The organism is Ruegeria sp. YTSC106 (assembly GCF_059609765.1).
This window is the reverse complement of sequence record NZ_JBXWMI010000019.1, coordinates 53,014-74,139: the sequence shown is the minus strand read 5'-3', so window position 1 is coordinate 74,139 and position 21,126 is coordinate 53,014. Positions and strand designations below refer to the sequence as shown.

The 21,126-nt window shown below is 57.6% G+C and carries 24 protein-coding genes; 5 read left to right on the top strand and 19 right to left on the bottom strand.

The genetic code is table 11. The features are described 5' to 3' along the window. The first annotated feature begins 27 nt into the window (after positions 1-27). The gene (locus AC2FEB_RS20355; RefSeq protein WP_117868427.1) at positions 28-960 is read left to right on the top strand and encodes an AEC family transporter; all 933 of its coding nucleotides are present in this window, start codon (positions 28-30) and stop codon (positions 958-960) included. Between the two features lie 61 nt (positions 961-1,021). Further along, positions 1,022-1,720 carry a CbiX/SirB N-terminal domain-containing protein gene (locus tag AC2FEB_RS20350; RefSeq protein ID WP_496884336.1) on the top strand — a complete coding sequence of 233 codons (699 nt, stop codon included), beginning with the start codon at positions 1,022-1,024 and terminating at the stop codon, positions 1,718-1,720. Positions 1,721-1,758: 38 nt separating this feature from the next. Here AC2FEB_RS20350 and AC2FEB_RS20345 read toward each other — a convergent pair whose 3' ends face one another. From AC2FEB_RS20345 to AC2FEB_RS20325, 5 genes are all read right to left on the bottom strand, one after another. Continuing rightward, positions 1,759-2,751, bottom strand: coding sequence for a diguanylate cyclase domain-containing protein (locus AC2FEB_RS20345; protein ID WP_496675365.1), 993 nt, complete (start codon positions 2,749-2,751; stop codon positions 1,759-1,761). Next, positions 2,748-3,335: a heme NO-binding domain-containing protein gene (locus AC2FEB_RS20340; protein WP_496675363.1), complete on the bottom strand. Its 588-nt coding sequence runs from the start codon at positions 3,333-3,335 to the stop codon at positions 2,748-2,750. Before AC2FEB_RS20340 ends, AC2FEB_RS20345 begins: the two co-directional genes overlap by 4 nt. Before the next feature lie 118 nt (positions 3,336-3,453). Next, the gene (locus AC2FEB_RS20335; RefSeq protein WP_496884335.1) at positions 3,454-5,013 is read right to left on the bottom strand and encodes a trimethylamine methyltransferase family protein; all 1,560 of its coding nucleotides are present in this window, start codon (positions 5,011-5,013) and stop codon (positions 3,454-3,456) included. 118 nt (positions 5,014-5,131) lie between these two features. Further along, the gene (locus AC2FEB_RS20330) at positions 5,132-5,824 is read right to left on the bottom strand and encodes an HAD family hydrolase (RefSeq protein WP_496675359.1); all 693 of its coding nucleotides are present in this window, start codon (positions 5,822-5,824) and stop codon (positions 5,132-5,134) included. 25 nt (positions 5,825-5,849) lie between these two features. Further along, complete coding sequence (locus AC2FEB_RS20325) at positions 5,850-6,134, bottom strand: DUF3572 domain-containing protein (protein ID WP_117868421.1); 285 nt, start codon at positions 6,132-6,134, stop codon at positions 5,850-5,852. 88 nt (positions 6,135-6,222) lie between these two features. On the opposite strand from AC2FEB_RS20325, the gene AC2FEB_RS20320 reads away from it, so the two are divergent. Beyond that, complete coding sequence (locus AC2FEB_RS20320; protein WP_117868420.1) at positions 6,223-7,623, top strand: diguanylate cyclase; 1,401 nt, start codon at positions 6,223-6,225, stop codon at positions 7,621-7,623. Between the two features lie 5 nt (positions 7,624-7,628). On the opposite strand, the gene AC2FEB_RS20315 is transcribed toward AC2FEB_RS20320, so the two are convergent. From AC2FEB_RS20315 to AC2FEB_RS20300, 4 genes are read right to left on the bottom strand one after another with little or no spacing between them, the layout of a single operon-like run. After that, entirely contained in the window at positions 7,629-8,102 is a 474-nt protein-coding gene (locus tag AC2FEB_RS20315; RefSeq protein ID WP_117868419.1) for a periplasmic heavy metal sensor, read from the bottom strand. Further along, complete coding sequence (locus tag AC2FEB_RS20310) at positions 8,099-8,452, bottom strand: hypothetical protein (RefSeq protein WP_117872636.1); 354 nt, start codon at positions 8,450-8,452, stop codon at positions 8,099-8,101. The genes AC2FEB_RS20315 and AC2FEB_RS20310 overlap by 4 nt, the downstream gene beginning before the upstream one ends. Then, positions 8,442-9,059 carry an RNA polymerase sigma factor gene (locus tag AC2FEB_RS20305; RefSeq protein ID WP_117868418.1) on the bottom strand — a complete coding sequence of 206 codons (618 nt, stop codon included), beginning with the start codon at positions 9,057-9,059 and terminating at the stop codon, positions 8,442-8,444. Before AC2FEB_RS20305 ends, AC2FEB_RS20310 begins: the two co-directional genes overlap by 11 nt. 6 nt (positions 9,060-9,065) lie before the next feature. Continuing rightward, positions 9,066-9,536, bottom strand: a complete 471-nt coding sequence (locus AC2FEB_RS20300) for an EF-hand domain-containing protein (RefSeq protein WP_117868417.1) — start codon at positions 9,534-9,536, stop codon at positions 9,066-9,068. A 220-nt stretch (positions 9,537-9,756) separates the two neighbouring features. Between AC2FEB_RS20300 and AC2FEB_RS20295 the strand changes: the two genes are divergently transcribed. Beyond that, positions 9,757-10,155, top strand: coding sequence for a DUF983 domain-containing protein (locus AC2FEB_RS20295; RefSeq protein WP_117868416.1), 399 nt, complete (start codon positions 9,757-9,759; stop codon positions 10,153-10,155). Positions 10,156-10,180: 25 nt separating this feature from the next. After that, a complete protein-coding gene (locus AC2FEB_RS20290) occupies positions 10,181-10,882 on the top strand; it encodes an NUDIX hydrolase (protein ID WP_496675404.1) in 702 nt (233 codons plus the stop codon). Between the two features lie 10 nt (positions 10,883-10,892). Here AC2FEB_RS20290 and AC2FEB_RS20285 read toward each other — a convergent pair whose 3' ends face one another. The 10 genes from AC2FEB_RS20285 to nuoI are packed head-to-tail and all read right to left on the bottom strand — an operon-like array spanning position 10,893 to position 21,125. Next, positions 10,893-12,560: a ribonuclease J gene (locus AC2FEB_RS20285; protein WP_496675355.1), complete on the bottom strand. Its 1,668-nt coding sequence runs from the start codon at positions 12,558-12,560 to the stop codon at positions 10,893-10,895. Next, complete coding sequence (locus AC2FEB_RS20280; RefSeq protein WP_117868414.1) at positions 12,557-13,336, bottom strand: type III pantothenate kinase; 780 nt, start codon at positions 13,334-13,336, stop codon at positions 12,557-12,559. Before AC2FEB_RS20280 ends, AC2FEB_RS20285 begins: the two co-directional genes overlap by 4 nt. An 11-nt stretch (positions 13,337-13,347) precedes the next feature. Beyond that, the gene (locus AC2FEB_RS20275; RefSeq protein WP_496675353.1) at positions 13,348-14,097 is read right to left on the bottom strand and encodes a biotin--[acetyl-CoA-carboxylase] ligase; all 750 of its coding nucleotides are present in this window, start codon (positions 14,095-14,097) and stop codon (positions 13,348-13,350) included. 54 nt (positions 14,098-14,151) lie between these two features. Beyond that, positions 14,152-15,594 carry an NADH-quinone oxidoreductase subunit NuoN gene (nuoN, locus tag AC2FEB_RS20270; RefSeq protein WP_496675351.1) on the bottom strand — a complete coding sequence of 481 codons (1,443 nt, stop codon included), beginning with the start codon at positions 15,592-15,594 and terminating at the stop codon, positions 14,152-14,154. A gap of 15 nt (positions 15,595-15,609) precedes the next feature. Then, a complete protein-coding gene (locus tag AC2FEB_RS20265) occupies positions 15,610-17,154 on the bottom strand; it encodes an NADH-quinone oxidoreductase subunit M (RefSeq protein WP_496675349.1) in 1,545 nt (514 codons plus the stop codon). After that, a complete protein-coding gene (gene nuoL / locus AC2FEB_RS20260) occupies positions 17,154-19,307 on the bottom strand; it encodes an NADH-quinone oxidoreductase subunit L (protein ID WP_117868410.1) in 2,154 nt (717 codons plus the stop codon). Before nuoL ends, AC2FEB_RS20265 begins: the two co-directional genes overlap by 1 nt. A gap of 7 nt (positions 19,308-19,314) precedes the next feature. Then, positions 19,315-19,620 carry an NADH-quinone oxidoreductase subunit NuoK gene (gene nuoK / locus AC2FEB_RS20255; RefSeq protein ID WP_005984024.1) on the bottom strand — a complete coding sequence of 102 codons (306 nt, stop codon included), beginning with the start codon at positions 19,618-19,620 and terminating at the stop codon, positions 19,315-19,317. 4 nt (positions 19,621-19,624) lie between these two features. Next, positions 19,625-20,227: an NADH-quinone oxidoreductase subunit J gene (locus AC2FEB_RS20250; RefSeq protein WP_085821135.1), complete on the bottom strand. Its 603-nt coding sequence runs from the start codon at positions 20,225-20,227 to the stop codon at positions 19,625-19,627. Then, positions 20,224-20,634 carry a carboxymuconolactone decarboxylase family protein gene (locus AC2FEB_RS20245; RefSeq protein ID WP_117868409.1) on the bottom strand — a complete coding sequence of 137 codons (411 nt, stop codon included), beginning with the start codon at positions 20,632-20,634 and terminating at the stop codon, positions 20,224-20,226. The genes AC2FEB_RS20250 and AC2FEB_RS20245 overlap by 4 nt, the downstream gene beginning before the upstream one ends. Next, a complete protein-coding gene (gene nuoI, locus AC2FEB_RS20240) occupies positions 20,631-21,125 on the bottom strand; it encodes an NADH-quinone oxidoreductase subunit NuoI (protein ID WP_117868408.1) in 495 nt (164 codons plus the stop codon). Before nuoI ends, AC2FEB_RS20245 begins: the two co-directional genes overlap by 4 nt. Between the last annotated feature and the right edge of the window lies 1 nt (position 21,126).

The window sequence follows — 21,126 nt, the reverse complement described above, 5'->3', positions numbered from 1 at the left end:
GCTGCAGGCCCGTCGCACGGGGGTCATATGCTGCAAAGCCTGATCGATGTCATTCTTCCGGTTTTCCTTGTAATCGGAGCCGGGTATACTGCAACCCGCACAGGATACTTCAAAGAAACGCATGTGGATGGGCTGATGAAGTTCACCCAAGGCTTTGCGATTCCATGCCTTTTGTTCCTGGCCATCGCGCATCTGGACCTCAGCGCCAGTTTCGATCCCCGGCTTTTGGCCAGCTTCTATTCCGCCGCTGCTTTATGTTTCACCGCAGGTCTGTTCGGCGCGCGCATAATTTTCGGTCGCGATTGGGAAGATTGCGTCGCCATAGGGTTTTGTTGCCTGTTCTCGAACTCTGTCCTCTTGGGCTTGCCGATTACCGAACGCGCATATGGGCCCGAGAACCTGACTGGCAACTATGCGATCATCGCCTTCCATTCTCCGTTTTGCTACGGCGTTGGGATCACGGTGATGGAGGTCGTGCGAAATCGCGGTCATGGAGGCATGCGTATGGCACGGTCTGTATTGTCTGCAATGTTCAAGAACGCACTGATCCTTGGTATCGCCCTTGGGTTTCTTGTCAACCTGTCTGGCCTGGCGATCCCTGCCGTGGTCGACGAAGCACTGGGGTTGATCACACGTGCAGCCCTGCCCGGGGCGTTGTTTGCCTTGGGCGGTGTGCTGGTCAAATACAAGCCCGAAGGCGACCTGCGCACCATCGCATTTGTTTGCTGTATCTCGTTGATGCTGCACCCCAGTCTGGTGTGGATGTTCGGCAAATCCGTGGGCCTGCCGCAGGACCTGTTTCGGTCGGGCGTTTTGAATGCCGCCATGGCTCCGGGTTTCAACGCCTATATCTTCGCCAATATGTACGGTCGCGCAAAACGGGTAGCAGCGTCGGCCGTACTTATTGGTACAGCCTCGTCTATTCTGACTGTCTGGCTATGGCTGACACTTCTGGGCTAACTGTGGTGTTGACTTCAGGTCGACGTGAAACACCTATCGCACAACGCAGCAGGAGATCCGAATGTCACATGCTATTATCGTCGCTCATGGCCAACCATCAGACCCGGAACCGGCCGAAGCTGCACTTGCGACATTCGCCGCCAAGGTCAACGCGGCAACAAAGAATGTGGTTGTCCATTCGGCCACTCTGGCTGCACCGGGCGCGTTGGAGGCGAAGCTGGACCGCGTGCCAGAGAACCCGGTCATCTACCCACTTTTCATGGCAAAAGGGTGGTTTGTCACCAGCGCTTTACCCAAACGGCTTGGGGATCATCCGACGCAGGTTTTAGACCCGCTGGGAATCGACCCAGAACTGCCGACCCTGACCGCAGAGGCCCTGCGAACGGAATTGTATGACAAACACTGGGCCGCTCAGTCCACAGATCTGGTCATTGCGGCGCATGGTTCCGGTCGCAGTCGGAACCCATCGACCGTAGCGTTGCAGTTTGCAGAACAGCTTAGAGGTTTGGTTGCTTTCAAATCTGTTTGCGTCGGTTTCGTCGAAGAGCCACCATCCATTTCTGACGCGGCAAACGGTACCGGAGATCAGGCGCTGTGCCTTCCGTTCTTTGCCTGTACCGGAGGACATGTTCAGGAAGATGTACCGCAAGAGCTAGATCGTGCAGGGTTCTCTGGCGTCGTACTGCCTGTGGTGGGAGAGTTGCCTCCGATCCGGGCCCAGATCGCAAAAAAGTTGACAGAGGCATTCGAATCTGCCTGAAGCCCCGATACGATCCCCATCCTGTTCTCTGGGCGAATTCAGGTTTGCGCCTTGCTCAACGTTGAAAACAGGCGATGGCAAGACCGGCCATCGCGTTTGGCCTGATAAAGGGCCAAGTCCGCTGCGTGCAGAATGTCGGCGGCGTTGGGGCTTTTGAATTGCGTGGACAAGGCAGTGCCAATACTGACCGAGATGGTGCAGAGCTGATTCTGGAACAACATCGGTTCGTTCAACCTTGAAATCAAACGCCCAGCAATGGAGATCAGGGTATCTTCGCGTGTCAGGTCTTTAAAAACAATTACAAACTCATCCCCGCCAACCCGGGCAACAGTATCATTGTTTCGTGTCTCCTCCTGCATGATGCGGGCGGCCTCCTGTAAGACGAAGTCACCAGCCGCATGACCCAGCTTGTCATTCACGGCTTTGAAAAAGTCCAAATCCAGATGCATTAGCGCGAAGGTGGAATTTCCCGAAACCAAATGCTCGAGCAAGTGGTCCATTGCTCTGCGGTTCTTCAATCCGGTCAAAGTGTCGGTATAGGCCTGCTCTTCGGCTGCCAGCATCGCCCCCTGTAGCCGAAGGTTGAGAGAGCGGGATGCCTCCATCGCGGCGGATTTGGCTTCAACCAGATACAACAGCTCAATCGCGAGATCCGTGCCCGAGAAATCTGCACTTGTCAGCGCATAGTCCCGCACCGCATCCAATATTGAAATACCAAATGACAGATTGATGACCGCGCCGCCGGAATGCGGCAAAGGAGCGACCAACCCTTTGAGGGTTGTGCGGGGTTCATCATGAAACCTCAGGTGCAACTTCGCCCCCGCCATTGACATCAAGGCGGGAACGGTTGTGATCGTTCTGGGACGGATCAGTTCAAACACATCCAGAAAACCCTGTCCCACCAGCGGCAATTCAGGTCGCAACTTTTGCAAGGTCGGACCCGCTTGCTGAATATGCCCGTTTTGGTCCACCAACAGAAACATCGGGCAAAGCGTTTCCAGAAGACCAGCCAGTTCTTGGGTATCTGTCATCCGTTCCGAGCCCCCAGATCAAAATGCCGCCCCTCAGCAAAAGCGCTTTCAACCAACATGATGGAAATGACGTCACTACCTTGCTGCTGCCCCTCGTGTGACAGCATCACCAGCGCACCATAGTCATCCGCCATTGCGCGCAGGACCCCAACCATGACATTGGAATACCCCGGCAGGCCCCGGAAGCAACTCAGCTGAAACTCCGTGGCTGACAGCTCTCTCAATTCCACGGCTGGCAGGGTCAAATCAGACACGGCCAGCCGCACGCGATCCGCCAGATCGTCGAGCGAATGAAGAAATTCCACGTAGCTGACGCCGCCAAACCTGAGAAGACGGCGCAATCCTTCCATATTCGGGTGCGACACGAGATACGTCCCCAGGTCCTCAAAAACTTCGGCTTGCGGCCGATCAAGGTCGGCACTCAGCGCCTCCATTACCTGGGACGTCATGTCATCGTCATAGACGAGCATGGCTTCAAACTCGACAAACCCCAGCCTTGCAGCTTCGGTCACGCGCAACCAGCAGGATCGCCCGTAGGTCGCACAGACAAAGGACTGTATCGCCCGATTGATCAGACCATGCATGAGATGCCCCAGATTGGTGTTCTTTGCACTGTGGCCCGAAAAACCTTAACAAATAGCCAAAATCCACCCTGAGCTGTAGCGAATGCAACCGAGTATCAGTTCGATATCACCTGTCCGGTCAGAAATCAGTGGGCGCGCCGCCTTCCGCTTTGCGACGTTCGACAAATGCGGCCAGTTCCTCGCGAATACCTTCATCCATCGGGGGGGCCTCAAAGCTTGAGATGATCTCCTTGAACATGTGATGCGCGCGTTCTGCCGTCCAGATACCGCCAGCGGCCTCCCATCCTTCATAGTTTTTCCAGTCACTCAGGAAGGGTTGATAGAACGCCGTGGTATAGCGATCCTGGGTATGCTGAATACCAAAGAAATGACCGTCATTACCGACCGACCTGATCGCATCCAGTGCAATCTCGTCCGGCCCTGTGGCGGTCAACTCGGGGTTCATATAGCGTTGAATTTGCTGTAGGATTTCGCAGTCCATGATGAACTTTTCCGGGCTGGCGATCAGACCGCCCTCAAGCCAACCGGCTGCGTGGTAAACCATATTGGTGCCCGATTGCACGGCTGCCCAAAGAGAATTCGAAGTCTCCCACACCGACTGCCCGTCCGGCACATTTGCCGCGCAAACACCCGAAGACCGCATGGGCAAACCATAGAACCGCGCCATCTGGCCGGTCATCTGGGTCGAACGCATGTATTCCGGCGTTCCAAAGGCGGGCGCACCGGATTTCATATCCACGTTCGACGTGAAGGTACCGATCACACAAGGGATACCTGGGCGCACATATTGGAACAGCGCAATAGCACATAGCGCCTCGGCCAGGGACTGCGCCACTGCGCCTGCCATAGTTACGGGTGCCATGGCCCCGGCCAGCGTAAAGGGTGTGACTACAATCGCTTGTCCCCGCCGCGCCAGGCGCAAGCATCCGTCTATCATCGGGTGATCGTGTTTCAGCGGCGAGGTTGAGTTGATATTGGTGTACATGCGCGGCGCGGCTTCGAACTCTTCGTGGCTCAAGCCGCCTGCAATGCGCACCATTTCCATGACATCTTCGACACGTTCCTTGCCCAGCGAATAGGCGTGCATCGCCTTGTCAGTCAGGGTCAGCTTGTCGTACAGCACGTCCAGATGGCGGACGCTGGCGTGGATATCGACCGGCTCGACCGGGTATCCGCCGGCGAAATGGATACAGTTGAAGTACTGGGTCAGCTTCAGAAGATTCCGGCACATCTCGCGATTGCCCGGCACTTTTTTCCCGATCTCCATGTCCCAGTAGTTCGGCGGGGAAGAGACGTTGCCGAACAGGATGTTCTTCCCGCCAATTTCGATCTTGCGATCCAGATTGCGTGGGGTGATTGAAAACTGGCTGGGAGCCTTGGCAAGCATCTCCATGACAAAGTCGCGGCCCATGCGGACATTGTCGCCGTCGATGGTGCAACCGGCTTCGCGCAGGATGCCTATTGCCTCTTCGTTGTAAAACTCGATCCCGATCTCTTCGAGGATGCGCATCGCCCCTTCATGGATCGCTTCGATTCCGGCCTGATCCAAAGGTTCTGTGGGTCGATCGATATTGACCGGCGGGTCCCAGGGCATCTGGTCAATCGCTGCACTGCCCCTGCGCGCAGCCGCCCCTGCACGCCCTCCTCCGCGGCGCTTGCGTGTCTTGGTCTCGGCCATCGGTGCCTCCTGTTCTTGCTTTCGTCAAGCAAGCCCCGAAGAGACGCCTATGGCCGCTCCGTCTGCGACAGAATATGTCGGTTTTTCATTCCGTTTTGCCGAATCCCGGATTTGAAAATCAAATTTTGGCCAACCATTTGGGAATATGTCCGATATCCGGCAAAATCACATCCGCCATCGGTGCCAATGCATCGGCCTCGGCCAAACCGGTCAAAACACCGATCGTGGTCATCCCCGCCGCACGCCCGGCCTGCAAGTCATGAAGGCTGTCGCCGACCATCGCGATACGAGATGGCTCGACCCCGATATGCGCGGCAAACGCCAGCAACTGGCCCGGTCCCGGCTTGAACCCGTGACCACTATCATACCCGGCGACGAAATCGAAATGCCCCCTTATCCCGACAGATTCGAGATGCTGCAAAGCGGGATGTTCACTGTCGTTCGTCGCAACGCCTAGCTTTATTCCGGCATTTTGCAGACCTTCCAGGAAAGGAACCAATGGAACGGCGGGCACCTGCGGGGCCGAGGCGGCCTCGGAGTTCATCAAATCGATGATCTCCTGCAAGGTCACGCCATCGACATGGGCAATCAGAACCCCTGCGATTTCTTCGACCGTAGCAGCGATGACAATGCTGTCTTCGGTATATTTCTCTTGGGCGAAATCATATCCTATGATACGGCCAAGATCGGTCGCGCGATCTTCGTCCCCGTTGGACAGGCGCAACAGCATGGAGCGTCCGAACCCTCCCCACGTATTTGCAAAATCAAACAGCGTGCCATCTTTGTCAAAGATGATCGCATCTATCGGCATCCGGTGCTCCTGCGGAAAAATATGGTTATGTCCAGTGTACCTCAGCGCCGCCGGACAATACCGCCCTTGCCTGGGCGGGAAGATCATAGGCGAGTGAATTGGCGTCACAAAACGCCATGACCCACGAATCGTCAAGCACCAGAAAATCAAGAACCGACGCCAGAAACTCGGGATCGCTTGCCCGATCGCGTGCATCCTCGATCGATGCACCTGTGGAGCCCAGAAAAACAGGCAAAAGCTCGTCATTGCTGACCAGCCAGGCCAGGGCAGTCAACGCAAGAGTTTCGGCGGAATCGGAGGATATCGGCATAAACTTGGGTCAGATTCGGTCTTGGAAAGGGTTTGTTAACCAGACTCATAAACACTTTGTTCACGCATGCAATCAACGGTGAACAACTATGTCTGTGCAGGGAACCATCCTTGTCCTCGACGGGGTATCAACCAATCGCATTATGCTGAAGGTACAGCTGACAGCGGCCTGGTATCACGTAGTGCAGGGTGAAAAGCTTGAAGGGTTGCCCGCACTCGTGCGCCGTACGCAACCTGATCTGGTTCTGACGGCCCAGACGTTGCCGGACGGAACGGCTGCGGATGTGAAGAGGGCGATTGTGAAGGAGCCCGGCCTTGATGACGTCCCGGTCGTGGCGCTTGCCGCGCAAAATGACCGGGACGCCCGTTTGCGGGCACTTAAGGATGGACTGGACGATGTGTTGACACACCCGTTCAAAGACACCTTGCTGTTGGCGCGCATTCGCAGCCTATTGCGTGCGCGTGCAGTCACCCAGGACCTGCAGGCCAGCAACGGATCGCAACCAATTGGCTTCGCAGAACCAGCCCCAACGATCATCAGACCGTCCAAAGCGGCGCGGGTTGATATTCTGACCCACACGGCCCGAACCGGCGCGCTTTGGCAAAAGGCCCTGGATGATCAACGTCAATTTGATCTGAACTGGCATCTTCAGTCAAACCTGCGGGGTGTATTGTCCGGGGCTGTTCCTGATGCGATCGTGGTTGAGCTGGGGTCGAACCCGTCCGGCCAGAATATCCTTGCCGACCTGAGATCACGTGCTGTTACTCGGCATACAGTGTTGATCGGGGTGCTGAAAGACGAAGACGCCGGACAGGCTTCGGAAGCTCTGGACCGAGGGGCCGATGCCGTCTGCCTCGGCGGGTTCTGCACTCAGGAGATTCTGCTGCGGCTGGAAAACCAGATTGCCCGCAAAGCGCGGCTGGATCAAATGCGGGTCTCTCTCAAAAGAGGCATCGCGGAATCCTGGATCGACCCGTTGACCGGGTTGCACAATCGCCGCTACGCCATGCGAGCACTGGATCAGATCGCGCGCCAATCCGCCAGAACGGGGCGCAGCTTTGCGATCATGCTGGCCGATCTGGATCACTTCAAGGCAATCAATGATGGACATGGCCATGCAAGCGGCGATTACGTTTTGACGCAAGCGGCGGAACGTATGCAAAATGCCTTGGGGTCCCGCGGCTTTGTCGCTCGCATCGGGGGTGAAGAGTTCATGATCGGTGTGCCGGATGTGTCGCTCAAACAGGCGTTGAACCTGGCCGAAACCATTTGTGACAGCATCTGCCAGGCCCCGTTCCTGTTGCCCGATCAGGGGGCACAAGTTGAAGTAACGGTCAGTATCGGGTTGAAGTTGTCTCAGCCCTGTTTCACCCGGCAAGACTGTGCAGCCGAGAACGTGGAAAACCTGATAAAGTCCGCAGACAAAGCACTTTATGCCGCGAAGAAAGCAGGACGTAATCAGGTGAGTATCAGGCAAAGCGCCGCCTGATCTGTTCAATCTCTTTTCTTGTGCCCGTGCGGCCCCCGTCGGACAACCTCCTGCAATCGGTCTGCATAGGCCTGCCGTTCATCGTCACTCATGGCCGTCACGCGCGCCAGCCATTGCGCTTGCAGGGCTTGTTGCAAATTGGCGGTGGCCTGCGCTTGCTGTTTCAACAGAACCTGGACTGCGACCGGGTCAAAGGGCTTTGCGCGCAACGCCTGACTCAGCACTTCAAAATCCTGAGTGCGACCCTTGGACCCTGTTTTGTACAAGCCCGACAATTCGGCTCGCATCGCCTTTCGATCGTCCTTGGGCAGGGCGCGGTACAAAGCCGGACCAAAGCCAGGCGGCGCTTTGGCATGGTCCCCACCCTTGAGGCGCAGCACTGTTCCAACAGCGACACCCGCAATCAGCAGGTTCAGCGCCAGTGACACGACCAGGAAGACAGGCATCCACCTGCGTTTGGGCTTGGGATCAGCATTCATTCCGTGCTCTCCAGAAAACTCGAGTCAAATCCAAGGTCCGCCACCAGGAAGGGTGTCTCTTCCGACGTCAGCAGATTGGCCGGATCAGGCAGAAAGGTTGGCGCGGAAAACCCGATCCAGACACCCGCAGCACTTGCGGCGACAAGCCCGCCAAGGCCCTGCCATCCTCCTACATTGCTTATCAACCTGTTCCATATCGAAGGTTTCGGGCGCGGCGCAGGCGCAAGGCAACTGAGGCGAACAGTTTCAGCATCTGTCTGGATTCGCACAGCAAGATCGTCCGGAAGTACCGGTCGCTGCCGCTGTGCCTGTGCAAACAAATGATCCAGTTGCAGGTCTTCATCCGCCATTTTCATACCCCAGTTCTTCTCGTCGTCCGGCCAAAATTGCGGTCAGGCTTCGCTTGCCTCTTGCGGTCAGGCTTTCAACTGCTTCTACCGAAATGCCCATGATCCCGGCAATTTCGGGGTTGGGCAGCTCTTCAATATGGCGCAGCACGACCGCTTGTCGCTGCCGTTCGGGCAACTCGGCCAAAGCCGACTGCAAGGCATCCTTGCGCGCCTCATCCTGCATACGTTCAACCACGCTGGCTTTGCCGTCTTCTGGTTCGGGAACGTCCGACAACCTGTCGGGTGTCTTCTTGCGCCTTATGTCCACACACAGGTTCAACGTCACCCGATACAGCCAGGTCGAAACCTTGGCCTGACCCGACACCCAATCCGGCGCCATCTGCCATAATCGCATCATCGCATCCTGCGTCACGTCTTCCGCCTCGGCCCGATTACCCAACATGCGCAATGCAACCGAGTAACAGCGTGGTCCCAAACGATCGGTCAGGATCCGCGCAGCCCCCGCCTCGCCGTCGGCAAATTGCCTCAGCAACGCATCGTCGCTGAGTGTGCTCGCGGCGCAATCCGCACCGCGAGCGTCTTGTTGGTGGGAGGTCAGGTCCTCCATCCTGCATCAGTTATCGCTTGCGTTCGACTTGTGATGCTTTTTCTTTTGGTGCCGTCCCATCCGGTCTTTGGCATCGGCAAATTCCTGTTCCGAGATTCCGCCACTGTTGTCCGCATCCATCCGATCAAACATCTTGTCAGCCCGGCGCGGTTTCGGCAACTCATCCTGACTCAGGAAGCCATCTTTGTTCGTGTCGTTGTTTTCGAACATCCTGGCAACCCGATCGCTTGCTTTCTTTTGGGCAGCGGCCTGCATTTCTTCCTGGTTCAGCTGTCCATCACCATTGGTGTCTGCCTCTGTGAAACGCGCAGCGCGATGCGCCTCCATCTCCTGTTGCGTCACCTGGCCATCGCCATTGGCGTCCAGTTCCTGAAAGGATACCGGCTCACGGCCACCCGGGCCAGCGGCCAGAACAGAAGTACCGGTAATCGCAACCGCTGACATAACAATGGCCGAGATGAATGTAACGTTTTTCATTTCCGTTTCCTTTTGTTGACGCGGCCCGAGTGCCGCCGCTCATACCCATTCAAACGGGCTGTGCCGGGATTTCCGTCGCTGAACCCGGTATGTTTTTTTGAAAGGTCCGGAATCACCCCGAGTCGACGTGCCGGGCAGGCGTTGCAAAGCGACGCACCCCCCTTTTAAATCCGCACGATCAGGCCCATTATCCGGCAAAGATTAATGCGCGAGTTATATTATGACGGATCAGACGATCGAGACGACCACCGAAGATGAGCGTGAAACATGGCCCGCCCTGATCAAAGGGTTTCGCTGCAAATGCCCCAACTGTGGGGAAGGAAAGCTGCTGCACAGCTATCTCAAGGTCAATGATTCCTGCTCGAACTGCGGGCAGGAACTGTTTCATCATCGCGCTGATGACGGGCCTGCCTACCTGACAATCCTGCTGGTGGGCCATTTGCTGGCGCCGGCTCTGCACGTGTCCTATGTTCATTGGCGGCCCGATCCGTGGACAATGGCCATTGGCTTCTCCATCGCTTGCGTTGCCCTGTCCCTGTTCCTATTGCCGCGCCTGAAAGGTGCCGTGGTGGCATATCAGTGGGCGCGTCACATGCATGGCTTTGAAAAATCCGCGTGAACCGAACCAGTTGATCAGTTTGGACATGACACCTGATAAATCCGCCATCCGGGACGCAGCGACTGTTATCGTACTGCGGGACAGATGGGAAAACCCAACGATCCTTATGGGTCAGCGTGGCTCCAAGGCGGCCTTCATGCCGAATAAGTTCGTATTTCCCGGTGGCGCGGTTGATCCGGCTGACGCGGATGTTCCCTTGGCAACGGACTTGCCGGATTTGTGTTTTGAACGTTTGGGCGAACAGGCTAAGCCACAGGTTCAACACGCCCTCGCCGCTGCCGCCATACGCGAGCTTTGGGAAGAAACTGGCCTTGTTCTCGGCCAGCCGGGTGCCTGGCCCGGGCATGTTACTGCCGAATGGCAGAGCTTTGCCGCATTGGGTTACCTGCCAACTGCGGCGGCACTTCAGTTCGTCTTTCGCGCGGTAACTCCACCGGGTCGTCCCCGCCGGTTCGATGCGCGGTTCTTTCTGGTCGACGCCGAAGCTCTGCAAGGTGATGTGGATGATTTCAGTCACGCCTCGGATGAACTGTCACACCTGCAATGGGTGCCACTGGATCGGGCACGGGATCTGGATCTGCCGTTTATCACCGAGGTTGTTCTGGCTGAAATCGCGGCCCGGGTTACGTCCCCCGAGCCGCCATCGTCGGTTCCATTCTACAAAAACAACGAAGAAGCCAACCTGTTCCTGCGTCTCAGGGGCTATCCGATGCCAACCCACGACTGACGGATCGGTTTCACCGCATCCGGCTGATCACCACCGTCACTTCGGGCTTTTTGCCAATCTCGGCTTTGGCTGTCTGCCGCACGATGCGGCGCATTTCGTCTTCCAGCTTGTCGTCGTCGCGCAGGGTCTTGGCAGCGGCCCGCATCAGGAACTGGTTCAAGTCTTCTTCCAACACTTCGATCAAAGCAGCGCGCGAGGTTCCGGTTTCGGGCAGGCCCATGGTATCGCACCATGGCTCACCCAGCGGTTCGTCTTCTTCGTCCAGAACAACCGTCACCGTAACATGGCCGTTCAGAGCCATACGGATGCGATCCCGCACCACACCATCAAGGGCACCGATTTTCACTGTACCGTCCAGATATGTACGACCGGTTTCGACATAGTCGACGACCACCGGTTCATTGCCGCTGAGGTCCAGCATGGTGCCATTCACTGCCAGCACTCCGGTTCTACCGCCCTGCTCTGCCAGCTTGACGTGCTCGCGCAAATGGCGGTGCTCACCATGCATCGGGATAACAATTTGCGGGTCGGTCAGTGCGTGCACTTTCTCAAGATCTGGCCGGTTGGCATGGCCTGAGACATGATAGAGGCCTGAACTGTCGTCGACGACATCCACGCCCTTCTCGCTGAGCTGGTTCATGATGAAGATCACGCCCCGCTCGTTCCCGGGAATGGTCTTCGAGGAAAACAGGAACAGATCGCCCTCGGCCAGTTCCAGACCACGGTACTTGCCACGGGCCAGTTGGGCGCTTGCGGCCCGTCGTTCCCCCTGGCTGCCGGTCACGATCAGCATCAGGTTCTGACGCGGAAGATCCAGAGCTTCCTCGGCGCTGATCACCTTTGGGAAATCCGCAAGAATACCCGTTTCGGTCGCGGCTTCGATCATCCGGCGCATTGCGCGACCCAACAGAACGACTGAACGCCCGGCCTGTGCACCCGCTTCGGCCAGCGTTTTGACCCGCGCGACGTTTGAGGCAAAGGTGGTTGCCACGACCATGCCTTCCGCGCCTTCGACCAGCTTGACGATCTCGGGGCCAACTTCGGATTCTGAACGTCCCGGATGGGTCGAAAACACATTCGTACTGTCACAGACCAGCGCCTTGACGCCGGGCTTGGCGACCTCGGCCCACAGGTCAGGATCAAAAGCCTCGCCCACGACTGGGGCCGCATCGAGCTTGAAGTCGCCCGAATGCACAACACGCCCCGCGGGTGTATCGATGACCAGTGCCGCACTTTCGGGAATCGAGTGCGAAACCGGAAGGAAGCCAACCGTGAACGGCCCGACGGAAACCTGTTCAGGCCAGGCGGAAGCGGTCGTCACCGCCTCGGTCGGGTGCGCGTTTTCTTCCATCTTGCGTCGCGCAATATTGGCCGTGAAGGCCCGCGCATAGACCGGTGCACCCAAGGCTTCATAACAATGGGCCACGGCGCCGACATGGTCTTCATGGGCGTGCGTGATGAAAACACCGTCCAACCGGTCGGCACGCTCTTTCAGCCATGAGATATCGGTATAGATAAGGTCAACGCCCGGCGTTGTATCCATATCAGGAAAAGTCACCCCCAGATCCACAAGGATCAGGCGCTCCTTCCCCGGTTCACCATAGCCATAAACATAGGCGTTCATGCCAATTTCGCCTGCGCCACCCAGCGGCAGGTAGATCAATCTTTCACTGCTCATATGGAGCCATTATCCTTGTTGTAGCGATGGATCACGGTCAGCCCGTGCATCGTCAGATCATCTTCGATTGCGTCGAACCCCACGTCGGCCTGATCGAACAAGGGGGCCAGCCCTCCGGTTCCAACGACTTTCATCGGCATTCCGTACTCATCCTTGATCCGGGCGATCAGCCCCTCGATCAGACCAGAATATCCCCAATACACGCCCGACTGGATACAACCAACCGTATTCGTTCCGATCACCTTGTCCGGTCGGGTGATATCGATATGCGGCAGTGCTGCCGCGCCCTGGTGCAAGGCCTCAAGGCTCAGGTTTACACCTGGGGCGATTATACCACCCACATAGGCACCATCGGCAGCGACGACGTCGAAATTCGTTGCAGTACCGAAATCCACGACAACTACATTGCCGCCATGACGATCAAAAGCGCCAACAGCATTGGCCAGTCGATCCGGACCGGGCACTGTCCCTTCATCCACACGAGGCGGAACAGGCAACAGGCAATCGGGTTTACCCACGACCAATGGTCGGCAGCCAAAAAAACGATCGGCGAAGATGCGCAGGTTGAACACCACACGCGGCACGGTCGAGGCGATGATCACGTCGGTGATGTCCGCTTCGATCCCGTAATGCTTCACCAGCGTCGAGTACCAGGTGAAATACGCGTCTGCAGTGCGCGCGTGGTGGGTCGAGGTGCGCAGGGTGCACAGGAATTCCTCACCGTCCCAGATCGAGAAAACGGTATTGGTATTGCCGCAATCGATGGCCAGAAGCATCTGCGCCCCTCTCAGAAAAAGACATCCGCCGCAGGAATGCTCACGCGGCCCTTGGCGGTGTTTAAGACAAGGTTACCGCTTGCGTCCACCGTTTCGAAGGTCCCAACCGTTTCTGACGTTCCGGTACGAGCGGTGATAACCTCGCCCAAACGGGCCGCCCGGGACAGCCAGGCAGTGCGGATCGGCTCGAACCCGTAGGTAACGAATTGGGTTTCGTAGTTGGCGTAGGCCGCGGCCAGTTCAGTCAAAAAGTCCTCGGGCGAGACATGCGCACCGGTTTCCGACAACAGTGAAACGGGGCGGAGCGCGCCGGGTTCCACAGCGTCGGGGTCGGGGGCAGTTGCCAGATTCACGCCGATGCCGATGGACAAATGCGCTACACCACGCCCCTGCCCCGTGCTTTCCAGCAGAATACCGGCGAGCTTGCCACCATTGAGCAGGACATCATTGGGCCATTTCAGAGACAGACCTGCTGCCCGCCTTGTAACAGCCACGCAAGCGTCAAACAGGGCTAGCGCAGCCACGAAACTGCGCAAGGCCGCCTGATCCGGCGCGCCCTGAGGGCGCATCAGCAAGGTCGCTGCCAGATTGCCCATCGGGTTGGCCCAGCTTCGTCCGCGCCGCCCACGCGCTGCCGTCTGATGATGCGCCATGATCCAGACGGGGCCACGGGCATTCGGAGCAATCCGCGCCGCTTCATTCAGCGTACTGTCGACTTCCTGCACTTCGTGCAGGCCATAACCTTGGGGCCACTTGGTCATATCAAAAAGGCTCGGTCGCGCGACCGAGCCCCTCTTTCCGGTTGTGCAAAACGTTCAGTTGACAAGCGTGGCCGCCGCGGCTGCTGCCGCGCCCTCGACGCCGAACTGATAGAAGATACCGATCAGCATCAGGGCTGCAGACCCCATCAATGCCACCCACAGGACAGGGGTCGACCGGGTTTCGATCGGCTCTTCGTTCTCGGCCCCGAAATACATGTAGAACACGATCCGCAGGTAATAGAAGGCACCGATAACCGAAGCGATGGCTGAGACGATCACAAGCCCGGTTAAACCAGCACTGACACCGGCCTGCCAGACACCGAACTTCGCGAAGAAACCAAGCATCGGAGGTACACCTGCGAGGCTGAACATCAGGATCAGAACAGCCAGTGCCTTGCCCGGATCACGCTTTGAATACTGGCGCAGCGCGTCGATATCGGTGATGGGTTTGCCGTCACGTTCCATCATCAGAATGAAGGCGAAGGTGCCGATATTCATGGTCACGTAGATGGCAAGATACATCAGCATCGCCTTGATACCCAGCTCGGTACCGGCGGCCAGACCAATCAGCGCATAGCCCATATGGGCGATGGACGAAAACGCCATCAGACGCTTGATATCGCGCTGTCCAATAGCTGCTACGGCACCTAGCAACATCGACAGGACAGATAGCAGGACAATCACTTGCTGCCAGTCTTTGACAATGCCGCCGAACGCGTCATGCAACAGGCGCGCGAACAACGCCATCGCCGCAACCTTGGGCGCCGTGGCAAAGAAGGCCGTGATCGGCGTAGGCGAACCTTCATAAACGTCCGGTGTCCACATATGAAACGGAACGGCCGAGACCTTGAAGGCCAGACCCGAGATCAGGAAGATCAGGCCAAACAGCAGACCAAGCGAAACATCGCCATGGTGAACTGTCTGGATGATGCCCGAGAACAACGTAGTACCGGTGAAGCCATAGACCAGCGACGCACCATAGAGCAGCAGACCCGAGCTCAGCGCCCCCAGCACGAAATACTTCAGGCCTGCCTCGGTCGATTTCGCACTGTCACGACGCAGTGCCGCCACGACATAGAGAGACAGCGATTGCAGCTCGAGGCCCATATACAAGGACATCAGATCGCCTGCGCTGACCATCATCATCATACCCACGGCGGCCAGTGCCACCAGCAACGGGTATTCAAATCGCAGCAGATCACGGCGTGCCATGTATTCCTTGCTCATGACCAGAACGGCTCCCGCCGACAGCAGGATGGCCACCTTGGCAAAACGGGCAAAGCCGTCATCGACGAACATGCCGTTGAAGGCGACGTTTGTACCCTCACCCTGAGTTGCAATCCAGATTGCCAGAAGGGCCATAAGACCTGCCGTGGTCCAGACAAGCAGAGGCGCCAACCCGTCCTTTGTCGTGTAGACAGCCCCCAGCAGCGCCGCCATCGCATAAAGAGCCAGAACGATTTCCGGCAGGATAATTGTCAGATCAGCCTGGATCATTTCTCCAAAGCTCCCTTAATGCGAAGCGGCTGTCTGGGTCGCAGCCTCGGCCGCGGCCAGAGCCGTGTCATAGTTCGAAATCAGCGTCGCTGTGGAGTGCCCGATCACATCGGTCACCAGCGACGGGTAGACACCCAGAAGGATGGTCATCACGATCAGCGGGGCGAAGATCAGCCGCTCGCGCGCGCTCATGTCAGTCATCGCCTTCAGGCTTTCCTTGATCAGATCGCCAAAGACCACGCGACGGTACAGCCACAGTGCATACCCAGCCGAGAAGATCACACCGGTCGCGGCCACTGCCGCTACCCAGGTGTTGACCTGGAATGCGCCCATCAGGGTCAGGAACTCGCCGATGAACCCGGATGTACCCGGCAGTCCCACATTGGCCATGGTGAACAGCATGAAGACCAGCGCGTATGCGGGCATCCGGATGACCAGACCGCCATAAGCCTCGATGTCGCGGGTGTGCATCCGGTCATAGATCACGCCGACACACAGGAAGAGCGCGGCCGAAATGAACCCGTGACTGAGCATCTGAAAGATCGCGCCATCGATGCCCTGCTGGTTCGCCGCGAAAATACCCATGGTCACAAAGCCCATATGCGCGACCGAGGAATACGCGATCAGCTTTTTCATATCCTCCTGCACCAACGCCACAAGCGAGGTATAGACCACGGCAATCGCTGACATCCACAGCACCAGATCGGTCATCACTGCTGAACCCACCGGGAACATCGGCAGGCTGAACCGCAGGAAACCATAGCCGCCCATTTTCAAAAGGATCGCGGCCAGTACGACCGATCCCGCCGTGGGCGCCTGAACGTGGGCATCCGGTAGCCAGGTGTGCACCGGCCACATCGGCATTTTCACCGCGAACGAGGCAAAGAATGCCAGGAACATCAGAGTCTGCATGCCGCCGACAACATAGATACCCAGCACACTGAAGCCCTCGGACGAGAACTGGTGCGTCATCAGCGCGGCAATGTCCGTAGTGCCCGCATCGGCATACATCGCGACCATGGCCACCAGCATCAGAACCGAGCCAAGGAAGGTGTAAAGGAAGAACTTGAAGCTGGCGTAGATCCGGTCTTTGCCACCCCAGATACCGATGATCAGGAACATCGGGATCAGGCCCGCTTCGAAGAACAGATAGAACAGCACCAGATCAAGCGCCATGAAGACGCCCAGCATCAGGGTCTCTAGCAGCAGGAAGGCAACCATATATTCCTTGACGCGATCCGTCACGTTCCAGCTGGCCAGAATGGTCAGCGGCATGATGAAGGTGGTCAGCAGGACGAACAGAACACTGATGCCATCAACGCCCATCTTGTACTTGAGGCCCATCAGCCACTCACCCTCTTCCACCATCTGGAAGCCGGGATTCGACGAGTCAAAGCCGGTATAGATGCCGATGGAAACCAGGAAGGTCACCGTGGTCGCCAGCAAAGCAATCCACTTGGCGTTCCGCTGTGCGGCCGCATCGTCACCCTGCAGGAACAAGGCCAGAATGCCTGCTGCAATGGCGGGGATAAACGTGACGATCGAAAGGATATAGTCCATTACTGGGCCCCTCCGCCGATCGTCATCCAGGTCACAAGGGCCGCGATGCCCAGCACCATCCAGAAGGCATAGGTAAAGATGTACCCGGTCTGCGCCTTGCCGGCGAGGCGGGTGAAGAAGGGAACAACGCCCATAGCTACTCCGTTCAGGAAGCCATCGATTGTGTTGCCGTCACCGCGTTTCCAAAGGAAGCGGCCAAGCGCCAAAGTGGGTTTGACGAAGACAGCGTCATAGATTTCGTCGAAATACCACTTGTTCAGCAGGAACAGGTAAAGCGGACGTTGATTTGCAGCCAGACGCGCCGGCAGAGATGTGTTCACGATGTAGAACCAGTAGGCCACGACAAAGCCCAGCAACATGGCGACAAACGGTGATACCTTGACCCAATTCGGAGCTGCGTGCGCTTCGTCCAGAACATGGTTGTCCGGCGCCATATAAAGCGCACCCTCACCCGGTTTGCCCGCGAACACATAGTGGTGGTCACCGCCATGCGCGTCTTTCTCGCCATGTTCTGCATTGTCGGTATGGCCGTCGTCTGCGTGGCTTTCATCGGCATGGCTGTCTTCATCGTGTGAAGCATCCGCCGCAGCATGATCACCGGCCTCAGCATGTTCTGACGCTTCTGCCACCGGAATACCGTAGAATTTGCCGACCTTGTCCGCATGGCCGAAGAAATTGCCGTACCAGATCATCCCGGCAAACACCGCACCCAGTGACAACACGCCCAAAGGCACCAGCATGGTCATCGGGCTTTCATGTGCGTGGTCGTGGGTGTGCTTGTCCCCACGCGGTTTGCCGTAGAAGGTCAGGAAGATCAGACGCCAGCTGTAGAACGAGGTGAACATCGCCGCGATCACCAGCATCCAGAAGGCATAGCCAGTGCCGCCAGCATACGCGCTTTCGATAATCGCGTCTTTCGACAGGAACCCGGCAAAACCGATCGTGGTAAGCGGAATGCCGACACCCGTGATGGCCAACGTACCGATCATCATCGCCCAGAACGTGTACGGAATTTTCTTCCGCAACCCGCCATACTCGGTCATTTCCTGCTCGTGATGCATGGCGTGGATCACCGACCCCGCGCCGAGGAACAACAGCGCTTTGAAGAAAGCATGGGTCAGCAGATGGAACATCGCGGCTGAATACATGCCGACACCGGCGGCAACGAACATGTACCCCAGCTGAGAACAGGTCGAATAGGCGATGACGCGTTTGATATCGGTCTGAACCAGACCCACGGTTGCCGCAAAGAACGCTGTCGAGGCCCCAAGGAAGGTGATGAACCCGGTCGCGCCCGGTGCGAACTCCATCAGCGGCGACATGCGGCAGACGAGGAACACGCCAGCAGTTACCATTGTGGCGGCGTGGATCAGGGCCGACACGGGCGTCGGGCCTTCCATCGCATCCGGCAACCAGGTGTGCAGGATCAGCTGTGCCGACTTACCCATCGCACCGATGAACAGCAGGACGCAGATCACTTCGATGGCGGTCCATTCGCCCCACAGGAAGTGCAGTTTTTCCTCTGCTAGCGCGGGGGCTGACGCAAAGATATCCGAGAAATTGATGCTGTCGGTCAAGAAGAACAGCGCAAAAATGCCCAGAGCGAAGCCAAAGTCACCCACTCGGTTCACGATAAACGCTTTCATCGCCGCCGCATTGGCCGACGGTTTGCGGTAATAGAAGCCGATCAACAAGTAGGACGCGACGCCCACGCCTTCCCAGCCAAAGAACATCTGAACAAGGTTGTCCGCTGTTACCAGCATCAGCATCGCAAAGGTGAAGAAGGACAGATAGGCAAAGAAACGCGGCTTATAGCTTTCGCCTTCGCGCCACTGCGGGTCGTGATCCATGTAGCCAAAGGAATAGAGGTGCACCAGCGCCGAAACGGTCGTCACAACGATCAGCATGATCGCGGTCAGCCGGTCCAGACGAATGGCCCAGCTTGTCGACAGCGAGCCGCTTTCGATCCAGCGCATGATCTCGATCTGCTGGGTTACCCCGTCGAAGGTCAAGAACACGATCCACGACAGCAAACAGGCCAGAAACAGCAGGCCCGTTGCCGTCCACATGGCAGCTTTCTCGCCAATGAACTTCCAGCCGAACCCGCAGAGCAGCGCGCCCACCAGCGGGGCAAAGAGGATGGTGGTTTCCATAGTTCTCTTAGCCCTTCATCATATTGACGTCTTCAACCGCGATGGTGCCACGGTTGCGGAAGAAGCAGACCAGAATGGCCAGACCAATCGCTGCCTCGGCCGCCGCAACGGTCAGCACGAACAGGGTGAATACCTGCCCGACCAGATCACCGAGGAAGCTGGAAAACGCCACGAGGTTGATATTCACCGCCAGCAGCATCAGTTCGATGCTCATCAGCAGGATGATGACGTTCTTGCGGTTCAGGAAGAGACCGAAGATGCCGATGACGAACAGCGTCGCCGCGACCGTAAGATAGTGTTCAAGTCCGATCATGGTCTCAAAGTCCCTGCCCCGGTTTCACGTCTTTCAGCTCCATCGCCTTGGCCGGGTCGCGCATCATCTGGCCGATGATGTCTTGACGCTTGATGTCCTTGCGGTGGCGCAGTGTCAAAACAATCGCGCCGATCATAGCCACCAGCAGGATCAGGCCCGCCAATTGGAACAGAAGGAAGTATTGATCATAAAGGATGACGCCAAGCGCCTCGGTATTGTGGCGATCCACTGGCACCGGCTGGGCCAGATTGGCCGCCGCGCCCTGCGCGCTGTCCCATGCCCCAAAGGCCATGACGAACTGCATCAGGATAACCAGACCAATCAGCAAGGCCAGCGGCATATAGCGCGCCATCTCGGCCTTCAGCTCGGCAAAGTCCACGTCCAGCATCATCACCACAAACAGGAACAGCACCGCGACCGCGCCGACATAGACGATGATCAGCAGCATCGCCACGAACTCGGCCCCCAGCAGCACGAACAACCCTGCCGAAGACAGGAAGGACAGGATCAGCCACAGCACCGAGTGCACCGGCTGGCGGCTGATCACCGTGAACAGCCCGCCGGTGATGGCGCTGATGGCAAACAGATAGAAGGCAAAGACGGTCATTGATCCTCATCCTCGTTATCGCCCATGACCTCTTGCGCCAGTTCCAGCGCGCGGCTCATGGCCGGGATGCCGGCAAAGACCGACATCTGACCGATCGTTTCCACGATCTCTTGTTTCTTTGCACCCGCTTCCAATGCATGGCGCACGGTCTGGCGCACTGCCGCATCCGCCTGTGCGCCCTGGCAAGTCAGCCCGGCTAGCGTCAGAAGCAGGCGGGTCTTGGCGTCCAGCCCGTCCTTGTTAACGGTATTGCCGAACATCATCTCCATGACCTCTTTGGGCATGGTCGGCCACAGCGCCTCGAACCCCTTGGGCGAGAAATTCTCCATCGCCGGGTTCATCGCCTTGGCCATGTCCTGAGCCTGCTTCATCATCAGCTCGAACGGATTTGTCGGCGTGTCACTCATCTGTACGGCGCGTCCATTTCCAGATTGCGGGCAATCTCGGCTTCCCAGCGTTCACCGTTATCCAGCAGCTTTTCCTTGTCGTAGAACAGCTCTTCCCGGGTTTCCGTCGCGAATTCAAAGTTGGGGCCTTCGACGATGGCATCGACCGGGCAGGCCTCCTGGCAGAAACCGCAATAGATGCATTTGGTCATGTCGATGTCATAGCGCGTGGTGCGGCGGCTGCCATCTTCGCGCGGTTCGGCGTCGATGGTGATGGCCTGCGCCGGGCAGATCGCCTCGCACAGTTTGCAGGCGATGCAGCGTTCCTCGCCATTCGGGTAACGGCGCAGGGCGTGCTCGCCCCGAAAACGCGGCGACAGAGGGCCCTTTTCATGGGGATAGTTGATAGTGGCCTTGGGGGCGAAGAAATACTTCAGCCCCAGTTTGAAGCCGACCCAGAAGTCTTGCAGCAAAAAGTACTTGGCGGCGCGGGTGTAGTCGATTTGGGTCATA